This window comes from Coprococcus intestinalis (genome assembly GCF_023656595.1).
In the GTDB taxonomy this organism is placed as follows: domain Bacteria; phylum Bacillota; class Clostridia; order Lachnospirales; family Lachnospiraceae; genus Coprococcus_A; species Coprococcus_A intestinihominis.
The window spans coordinates 103,319-112,064 of record NZ_JAMOKJ010000014.1 but is presented as its reverse complement, the minus strand read 5'-3'; the positions used below and the strand labels follow the sequence as shown (position 1 = coordinate 112,064).

The 8,746-nt window shown below is 42.8% G+C and carries 10 protein-coding genes and 13 tRNA genes; 22 read left to right on the top strand and 1 reads right to left on the bottom strand.

Annotation, left to right across the window (positions count from 1 at the left end; all coding sequences use genetic code 11):
* The first annotated feature begins 51 nt into the window (after window positions 1–51).
* From NBH03_RS11450 to NBH03_RS11345, 22 genes are all read left to right on the top strand, one after another.
* A tRNA-Glu gene (locus NBH03_RS11450) sits at window positions 52–123 on the top strand.
* A 20-nt stretch (window positions 124–143) separates the two neighbouring features.
* Window positions 144–216: transfer RNA gene (locus tag NBH03_RS11445), tRNA-Thr, on the top strand.
* Window positions 217–220: 4 nt separating this feature from the next.
* Window positions 221–294 (top strand) — tRNA-Ile (locus tag NBH03_RS11440).
* Window positions 295–333: 39 nt separating this feature from the next.
* Window positions 334–407 (top strand) — tRNA-Asp (locus tag NBH03_RS11435).
* Window positions 408–414: 7 nt separating this feature from the next.
* Window positions 415–487 (top strand) — tRNA-Val (locus tag NBH03_RS11430).
* Between the two features lie 48 nt (window positions 488–535).
* A tRNA-Leu gene (locus tag NBH03_RS11425) sits at window positions 536–621 on the top strand.
* A gap of 15 nt (window positions 622–636) precedes the next feature.
* Window positions 637–710 (top strand) — tRNA-Arg (locus NBH03_RS11420).
* 316 nt (window positions 711–1,026) lie between these two features.
* Window positions 1,027–1,578, top strand: a complete 552-nt coding sequence (locus NBH03_RS11415) for a DUF5662 family protein (RefSeq protein ID WP_250799654.1) — start codon at window positions 1,027–1,029, stop codon at window positions 1,576–1,578.
* Between the two features lie 66 nt (window positions 1,579–1,644).
* Complete coding sequence (locus NBH03_RS11410; RefSeq protein ID WP_227083166.1) at window positions 1,645–1,875, top strand: hypothetical protein; 231 nt, start codon at window positions 1,645–1,647, stop codon at window positions 1,873–1,875.
* Window positions 1,876–1,966: 91 nt separating this feature from the next.
* Window positions 1,967–2,269 (top strand): rhodanese-like domain-containing protein, encoded by a 303-nt coding sequence (locus NBH03_RS11405; RefSeq protein ID WP_250799653.1) that lies wholly within the window; start codon window positions 1,967–1,969, stop codon window positions 2,267–2,269.
* A gap of 98 nt (window positions 2,270–2,367) precedes the next feature.
* Window positions 2,368–3,537, top strand: a complete 1,170-nt coding sequence (locus tag NBH03_RS11400) for a THUMP domain-containing class I SAM-dependent RNA methyltransferase (RefSeq protein ID WP_227083162.1) — start codon at window positions 2,368–2,370, stop codon at window positions 3,535–3,537.
* Entirely contained in the window at window positions 3,534–5,237 is a 1,704-nt protein-coding gene (locus NBH03_RS11395; protein ID WP_227083160.1) for a lectin like domain-containing protein, read from the top strand. The genes NBH03_RS11400 and NBH03_RS11395 overlap by 4 nt, the downstream gene beginning before the upstream one ends.
* 52 nt (window positions 5,238–5,289) lie before the next feature.
* A complete protein-coding gene (locus NBH03_RS11390; RefSeq protein ID WP_250799652.1) occupies window positions 5,290–5,898 on the top strand; it encodes an XTP/dITP diphosphatase in 609 nt (202 codons plus the stop codon).
* Window positions 5,898–6,377 carry a metallophosphoesterase gene (locus tag NBH03_RS11385; RefSeq protein WP_215689032.1) on the top strand — a complete coding sequence of 160 codons (480 nt, stop codon included), beginning with the start codon at window positions 5,898–5,900 and terminating at the stop codon, window positions 6,375–6,377. The genes NBH03_RS11390 and NBH03_RS11385 overlap by 1 nt, the downstream gene beginning before the upstream one ends.
* A gap of 157 nt (window positions 6,378–6,534) precedes the next feature.
* Window positions 6,535–6,609, top strand: a tRNA-Pro gene (locus tag NBH03_RS11380).
* 44 nt (window positions 6,610–6,653) lie between these two features.
* Window positions 6,654–6,727: transfer RNA gene (locus tag NBH03_RS11375), tRNA-Arg, on the top strand.
* A gap of 30 nt (window positions 6,728–6,757) precedes the next feature.
* Window positions 6,758–6,831 (top strand) — tRNA-His (locus NBH03_RS11370).
* Window positions 6,832–6,865: 34 nt separating this feature from the next.
* Window positions 6,866–6,938 (top strand) — tRNA-Gln (locus NBH03_RS11365).
* Window positions 6,939–6,964: 26 nt separating this feature from the next.
* Window positions 6,965–7,037, top strand: a tRNA-Lys gene (locus tag NBH03_RS11360).
* Window positions 7,038–7,110: 73 nt separating this feature from the next.
* Window positions 7,111–7,192: transfer RNA gene (locus NBH03_RS11355), tRNA-Leu, on the top strand.
* A 607-nt stretch (window positions 7,193–7,799) separates the two neighbouring features.
* Window positions 7,800–8,111, top strand: coding sequence for a helix-turn-helix domain-containing protein (locus NBH03_RS11350; RefSeq protein WP_250799651.1), 312 nt, complete (start codon window positions 7,800–7,802; stop codon window positions 8,109–8,111).
* 80 nt (window positions 8,112–8,191) lie between these two features.
* Window positions 8,192–8,428 (top strand): hypothetical protein, encoded by a 237-nt coding sequence (locus NBH03_RS11345; protein WP_250799650.1) that lies wholly within the window; start codon window positions 8,192–8,194, stop codon window positions 8,426–8,428.
* 101 nt (window positions 8,429–8,529) lie between these two features.
* Here NBH03_RS11345 and NBH03_RS11340 read toward each other — a convergent pair whose 3' ends face one another.
* Window positions 8,530–8,688, bottom strand: coding sequence for a toxin-antitoxin system protein (locus NBH03_RS11340; protein ID WP_250799649.1), 159 nt, complete (start codon window positions 8,686–8,688; stop codon window positions 8,530–8,532).
* Window positions 8,689–8,746 lie beyond the last annotated feature (58 nt).

Sequence of the window (8,746 nt, the reverse complement as noted above, 5' to 3'; positions counted from 1 at the left end):
TCGGCTGTTAACCGAGTTGTTGCAGGTTCGAGCCCCGCTCGGGGAGTTGATGGCCTCGTGGTCAAGCGGTTAAGACACCGCCCTTTCACGGCGGTAACACGGGTTCGAATCCCGTCGAGGTCATTCAATCATTATATTTTCGTGCCGATGTGGCTCAATTGGCAGAGCAGCTGATTTGTAATCAGCAGGTTATCGGTTCGAGTCCGATCATCGGCTTTTTGGACCTTTAGCTCAGTTGGTTAGAGCAACCGGCTCATAACCGGTCGGTCCCGGGTTCGAGTCCCTGAAGGTCCATTTTACCCGGGTATGAAGAAATGATTGAAAACGACATATGGCCTAGTGGCTCAGTTGGTTAGAGCGCCGCCCTGTCACGGCGGAGGTCGTCGGTTCGAGCCCGATCTGGGTCGTTTATATGGAATCTTAGCTCAGCTGGGAGAGCATCTGCCTTACAAGCAGAGGGTCATAGGTTCGAGCCCTATAGGTTCCATTCAATGTGAAGCAATTCGCATTTATGCCTTTGCAGGCATTGAGGAATGCCGGCGTGGCGGAACTGGCAGACGCACAGGACTTAAAATCCTGCGGACCTAATCGTCCGTACCGGTTCGATTCCGGTCGCCGGCATTTAAAACAAAATATGTGTGTGTAGCTCAGCTGGATAGAGCACTTGGCTACGGACCAAGGTGTCGGGGGTTCGAATCCTCTCACGCACGTTAGTAACAAAAAGAGACAGGACTAGATGTTCTGTCTCTTTTTGTTACGAGCCGAGGCGGATGATACGAACCCGTGATTATTCACGGATTCGTATCTCGCCTCCGGCTCGGTCGTTGCTAGCGGAAGTCCACTGGACTTCCAGCGGTCTCGCCTCTGGCTCGGTCGTTGCTAAACAGGCGCCACTGGCGCCTAGCAACCTCTCACGCACTGATAATTGATATCAGATGGAGCGTAATATAGAAATTATAGGTTTTCAATAATTTTGGATGCGTTTTGTGCATAGTTATATAGATTTTTTTAGGAGGTACTTCAGATATGAGTAAGCTTTTGGTGGCATGGCATCATTTTAAGACGATTACGATGCATAGAATTCTGGTGATGCAGGGATGTTTCAAGATGGGGTTGTACTGGCAGGGGTTGACACATGATCTTTCGAAGTATTCCCCAACGGAATTTAAAACAGGCGTTCAGTATTATCAAGGAGACAAGAGCCCGAATGCTGCAGAGAGGGAAGCAAAGGGCTATTCAGAGTCCTGGCTGCACCATAAGGGCAGAAACCGTCATCATTATGAATATTGGACGGATGTGACGAAGGATCGCAGTCTTGGTATTGTCGGAATTAAGATGCCGGTTAAATATGTAGCTGAAATGTTTGCGGATCGCGTAGCTGCCTGCAAAACTTATGAAAAAGACAGGTATACAACGATGAGTCCGTGGAGATACTATAAGAGAACGAAAGAGTATATTACAATTCATCCGGAAACACGTAAGCTTTTGGAACGCTTGCTCAAAATGCTGGCAGTTAAAGGCGAGGATGAAGTATACCGCTATTTGCGATATCTGATCAGAGTTAAAAAAACATATTGAGAAACACATAAAAAAACAAATCCGGGTCATACTATTGACGTACCATAATTAAAGGAGGTTAATCGTATGGCAAAGAATAAAACAAGCTACAATAATAAAACATCCGACTGCAGTAACAGTACGAATAGTACTAATAGCACAAACTGCAGAAACAGCGCAAGTGATAAGGCAGGGCATGCAGCGAAGAGCGCATACAAAAATACCGTAGATAGCATGAAAAACAGTGAAGATTCGGAAGATGAGTATTCACAGAAGAACACTTATAAAAACGCATACAAAAACAGTAGGGAACGATAGAAGAATAAAAATAATTTGACAGCTGCCGCAGTCTATTCGACTGCGGCAGTTTTTTCGCATATAATATAAATAAAAGGAGTATTTGAAAGTCATGGCATTTCAATTAATTTCCGCAAGGGAAGCCGAAAGCCTGATGAATCATTGGGAGTATGTTGTTATTGATCTTCGGAATGACAGAGATTACAGAAAAGGTCATATGCAGGGAGCTCTCAATCTTCCCTATGAATTTCTGGATCATTATATAGAAAAACTTCCCAAAAGCAGGCGATATATCCTTTATTGCAGCCATGGCGGAACCAGTATGCTCGCCGGCAGGAGGATGTCAGAACAGGGGTTGGATGTTTTAAGTATAAGTGGTGGAATTTTATCATACAGGGGTCGCTTATTTGTATAAAAAGTCAAAAATAATAAATTACGTAAGGCGTGTCTTGCCTGAGATTTATAAAAAGTATATACTAAAGATTGAAGCCGAACGGACAGAGGAGAAGAATAATGGAGAATAATACATTTGAATATGTTGTACCATGTCATTTTGGCATGGAAGCCGTACTTAAAAGAGAAATTATGGCACTGGGATACGAAATCGTCAATGTGGCAGATGGCAGAGTTACCTTTAGAGGAGATGAAAAAGCCATTGCACGGGCGAATATTTTTTTAAGAACAGCAGAAAGAGTTCTGCTCTGTGTAGGCAGATTTAAAGCAAGGACTTTTGATGAACTTTTTGAGGCAACGAAGGCGATTCCATGGGGAGATTATATCCCGGTCAACGGAAAATTCTGGGTCAAAAAGGCTTCAACAGCCAAGAGTCAGTTATTCAGCAGTTCGGACATTCAGTCAATTGTGAAGAAGGCAATCGTTGAACGTCTGAAGATGACATACAGAGTAGATTGGTTCAAAGAAGACGGAGATGAATATCCGTTAAGAGTTTTTATCCTGAAGGATGAAGTAACGCTTGCACTGGATACCACAGGTGAATCACTTCACAAGAGAGGTTATAGAAAATTGACCGGTAAGGCACCGGTGTCTGAAACATTGGCGGCGGCATTGATTATGCTGACACCATGGAATAAGGATCGAATTCTGGTGGATCCCTTCTGTGGCAGCGGAACATTTCCAATTGAGGCAGCAATGATCGGCGCCAATATTGCACCGGGTATGAATCGTGAATTTACGGCTGAGGCATGGAAACATCTTCTTCCGATGAAGGGGTGGTATGATGCAGTGACAGAGGCTAATGACCTGATCTGCAATGACGTGGAGATGCGTATACAGGGATATGATATTGATGGTGAAGTTATCAAGGTTGCGATGGCCAATGCCAGAGAAGCAGGTGTGGATCATCTGATCCATTTCCAGCAGCGTCCGGTCAGCGAACTGCGTCATCCGAAGAAGTATGGTTTTGTGATTACAAATCCGCCGTACGGTGAACGACTGGAGGAGAAGGAAGCTTTGCCGGCTCTTTATACAGATATCGGTAATGCGTTCAGACATTTGGACAGCTGGTCCTACTATGTACTGACTTCTTATGAGGATGCCGAACGATATATTGGGCGAAAGGCAGATAAGAATCGTAAGATTTATAATGGTATGATTAAGACTTATTTTTATCAATTTATGGGACCAAAGCCACCAAAAAGAGTGGATAACAGGAGGTTCAATTGAAACACTTAAAGCGTTTCATTGCTCTGGCAATGGTACTTGGCATAGGAGGTATTCTTTTGATGCGGGTACCTGCCACACAGTTTCGCGGGCAGGATTCTCAGGAACTGACCAGACATTACAATTTAATTAAAGCAAAGGACATTAACAGTAGAACAATTAGCCTCTATAGTGATGACCGGAAAGTGGAAACGGACGGCAACGACCAAATCTGGATGTCAGATGATATGACATTAATGATTCCGGAAACGATGGTTAATGATCTCTTTCAATGTACAGCGGCCAGGATGGATGGTGATATCATCAAACTGATCAAAGGTCAGAAAACCTGTGAGATTGACATTCAAAAAAATCGGGTTCGGACGGATGACGGATGGACAGAGGCCAGGATAGCAGAATTTGATCGGCATGGCAATATCTGTCTTTCTGCGAACTATCTTGCAGATTATTTTGATTATGATTATCAGTGGGATGATGAAAATAACACGGCAATGCTGGCGACACCGGAAGATGAACCGGTGTCACTGCCGGTCAGATATGATCTGCGTGATTATGGAAGAGTTTCTGAAGTAAGGGACCAGGGAAGCTGGGGAACCTGTTGGGCTTTCGCTGCTTTGTCTGCATTGGAATCTTCTCTGCTGCCGGATGAGAAATGTGAGTTTTCTGTCGATCATTTGGCGATGAATAACGGATTTAATGTGGATCTGGACGATGGCGGAGATTATAATATGGCATTGGCGTATATGACAAGCTGGAGGGGCCCTGTGACGGAGGCGCAGGATCCTTATGGCGATGGGAAATATGAAGATGGCCTCAGTGCGGCGGTACATCTTCAGGATGCGGTGATTATCAACGAAAGGGATTATTCGCAGATTAAGCAGTTGATTATGCAATACGGAGCTGTGCAGTCGGCAATCTATTCCCAGCCGGATATTCGTTCACTCAGCGCCTATTATAATGAGGAAAACGCCGCTTATTATTATCCCGAAAGTCAGGAATGCAACCATGATATTGATATTATCGGATGGGATGACACCTATCCGAAAGAAAATTTTGTTACAGAGCCGGAGAAGGACGGCGCTTTTATCTGCAAGAACAGCTGGGGGGCCGATTTCGGTCAGAATGGATTTTTCTATATATCCTACGAAGACCCGAATATTGGTGTCTATGGTGTATCCTATACGGGTGTGGAAGATGCAGATAATTATGACCGGATCTATCAGACGGATTTGCTTGGATGGACGGGATCTATTGGATATAATGAACCAATGGCCTGGTTTTCGAGCGTTTATCAGACGGACAGTAAGAACACGCTTCGGGCGGCAGGTTTTTATGCCACGGATGCAGAGACATATTATGATATTTATCTGGTGAGAGATTTTGAGGGCATTGAAGATATGGACCGCAGAGTTTTTTTACAGAGTGGCTATATTAAAGATAAAGGCTATTATACCATTCCATTGGAGAATCCACAGCCCTTGGAGGCAGACCAGCGCTTTGCGGTGATCGTGCAGATATACACCAGGGACTCCATGCATCCAATCGCGATAGAATATGTATCCAACGAGCTGACGGTGGAGGCCGATATTTCTGATGGTGAGAGCTATATGAGCTATAATGGCAGTTTATGGAGCCATATGGAGGAAGCATCCGCATGCAATGCCTGTCTCAAAGCTTATACAGATTTAACTCCGGATCAATAAGACGGGGATGAATTGTGACGGGTATTCGTTGGGAGAATGAGGAGAGATAATTATGCAGCGCATTATATTTGCAACAACCAATGAGAATAAAATGAAAGAGATCAGAGAGATTCTGGCGGATTTTCCGGTAGAAATCCTGTCTCTTAAAGAAGCCGGTATTCAGGCGGACATTGATGAAAATGGCAGCAGTTTTGAAGAAAATGCGGCAATTAAAGCGGAGGCCATCGAAAGAATGACTGGTGCGATTGTGTTGGCAGATGATTCAGGACTCGAGATTGATTATTTAAACGGTGAACCGGGAATTTATTCTGCACGTTACATGGGTGAGGAGACTTCGTATCACATCAAAAATGTCAATCTGATAGAAAGATTAACAGGCGTTCCGGATGGAAAGCGGACGGCCAGATTCGTGTGTTGTGTGGCAGCGGCTTTCCCGGACAGAAAAACAGAAGTTGTCCGGGGAACAATTGAAGGCCGTATAGGCTATAAAGAGGAAGGGGAAAATGGCTTCGGCTATGATCCGATCTTTTATGTACCGGAATATGGTTGTACAACGGCATCTATGTCTTCGGAGACGAAGAATGCCATTAGTCACAGAGGAAAGGCATTGCAGCTGATTAAGCCTGTTATAGGCGCTTATCTTGATACAAAGGGGATATAATGAGAGTACTTCTTGTCAGTGATTCACATGGAAGAAATCAGAATATGGAAAAGGTTATCAGAAAAGTCAGTCCCGTTGACCTTCTGATCCATCTGGGGGATCTGGAGGGCAGTGAGGGCTATCTGGAGGCAATCGCACCCTGTCCGGTAGAGATGGTGGCCGGTAACAATGACTTCTTTTCAAGGCTTCCGAGGGAGAAGGTCATTACGATTGGCAGGCATCAGATCTTTATGACGCATGGCCATAATTACTATGTGAATTATGGCTATGGGGAATTAAGGGCAGCAGCAAAATCAAGAGGGTGCGATTATGCTTTCTTTGGCCATATTCACAGGCCTGTGTTGGATGATACGGAAGAAGTAACTGTTGTCAATCCAGGAAGCATTTCTCTTCCAAGACAGGATAATCGAAGACCATCCTATGCGATCCTGGATGTCAACCGAAAGGGAGATTTTGACATCGAAATCTATTATCTCTAGGGAGGATTCTGCGGTTTTTGAAGTCGGATAGCAGCCATTTTTGTTGAATTACATATGCAAAATAAAAAATTTAAAAAAATTAAAAAAAAGGGTTGACATTTTGCTGTTTGTAATATAGAATATATCTTGCGTCACGGATGAAATGCTGTTGATGAAACGGGGTGTGGCTCAGCTTGGCTAGAGCGCTTGATTTGGGATCAAGAGGTCGCAGGTTCGAATCCTGTCACCCCGACGATGTATGATTTACATCAAAACAAAACATTGTTTTTTGAATATGAGTCTGTAGCTCAGCTGGATAGAGCAACGGCCTTCTAAGCCGTGGGTCGGGGGTTCGAATCCCTTCAGGCTCGTTTCTCTTTGCTTAATTGCGAAGTGATATGGTGGGTATAGCGCAGTTGGTTAGCGCGCCAGATTGTGGCTCTGGAGGCCCAGGGTTCGAATCCCTGTATCCACCTTCATAGAACTGATGTAAGTTTTATGCAGGACTTTGGGCTATCGCCAAGCGGTAAGGCACAGGACTTTGACTCCTGCATTACGTTGGTTCGAATCCAACTAGCCCAGCTAATTGGGTGAATTGAATAAGATATGGGATATTAGCTCAGTTGGTAGAGCACTAGACTTTTAATCTAGGTGTCCCGGGTTCGAGCCCCGGATGTCTCATTTGAGCAAGCCTGAGAAGGCTTGTTTTTCTTTCCGGACTTATTGTTTCCGGAAGAAGAATTGAATAGATTATGCGGATATGGCGGAACTGGCAGACGCGCCAGACTTAGGATCTGGTGGGGTACCCCGTGCAGGTTCGATTCCTGTTATCCGCAGTATTTAATGTTTGTAAGGGTTTTTGGTACTTGATAACAGGTGGAAAAATACATCAGTTCCACCAGATTTCCACCAAAAGTTACAGGCAAGCAAAAAGGTAAGAAGTAGAAGGTTTTTCTGCTTCTTATTTTTTGTCAGCTATTGTCATATTACGGCAATTCTACCAGTCATTTATTAGTTTTTCATCATCCAAAATCTATCCAAAATTTCCATACAATCTCTCAAATTCACCTGCTGCATTTTTAGGGTAACAACATTAGCTTAAATATTCACTACAAGCTCAAATTCGCGTCAAAATGATTTAGAGGTAAACTTATACCTTTAGAAAATAGAACGTCTAATTTTGACTGTGAGAGCGATTAAAGTAGTATATTTTTAGTTAGGTGAGATAAGATGAAGAGATTAAAGGTGTTTAAAGGTGCTGAGAATTTGACGCTCCTTTATGAATGTGTGGCAGCAGGTGACGGGTACTGGTATTCACCGTAGCCCTGTTTGTTAGGTATACCCTGCTTTATGGTAGCCCTCTATTTTTGAAATAATATTAAAAAATCATTCGACTTTATTTTGCCATTTTTTTGATTATATGCTAAGATGGAGGTGATATGATTGGAGGCATACGGAAATATGAAATTGAGTTATAAAAAACTTTGGGATAAATTAAAAGATGAAAACATGAGTCTTAAATCTTTTAGAGAAAATATAGGTATAAGTGGAAGTGTAACAACTCGACTCCGAGCAAATGGTTATGTCACAACAGAAACCATAGGTAAAATCTGTGAATATTTTGGATGTCAACCGAATGATGTAATGGAAATCATATTTGATGAAGATTATGTTGAGAAGAGAAAGCAGAAAGAGAAAGATAAAATAGCTGCCCAGATGGCAGAACTTCAAAAAAAATTAGAAAACTTAAACTAAACCATTTTCGTGACATCAGGAAAATGGCACACCAGCACCCAAACGCAAAGGGTGCTATTTTAATTGAAGAGGACATGGGAATGAAATTTGATGATTATTTAAAAGAACAGTTACAAGATCCTGAGTTTAAGAAAGAATGGGAGAAGATACAACCGGAGTATGAATTGATTGCTAAAAGGTTTTCGGAAGAAAAAATTAGTCCTAAAGGTAGATCATGGGATGACCTTGAGAAGGAACTTTTTACACCAGAAGAGATTGTAGAGAGTGATAAGAGAGTTGCGGTGCTTGATGAGAAAACTAAGGCAAGTGCTAGTTAAACTAAATATCTGAAATCAATAGCACTCATTAGCTTGGGTGCTATTTTTGAACTAATTGACACAAAAAGTACCGCCAGTTGCGATACTTCTATTTTTTTATCTTATTTATTTGCTCCATCTTCCTGATTCTTAATCCATTCCTTGAGAATTATATTGATGTACTGGCTGAAGCTGCGGTCATCATTTTCGGCCATTTCCTTGATTTTTTCAGCAACGTCTTCATCCAGAGTGAGACTGTATCTATTTTTCAATGGTTTCATTGTGGGGTATCTCCTTTTTTACTATTAAAATACCACTTTGTAAGATAAAGCATGTGAA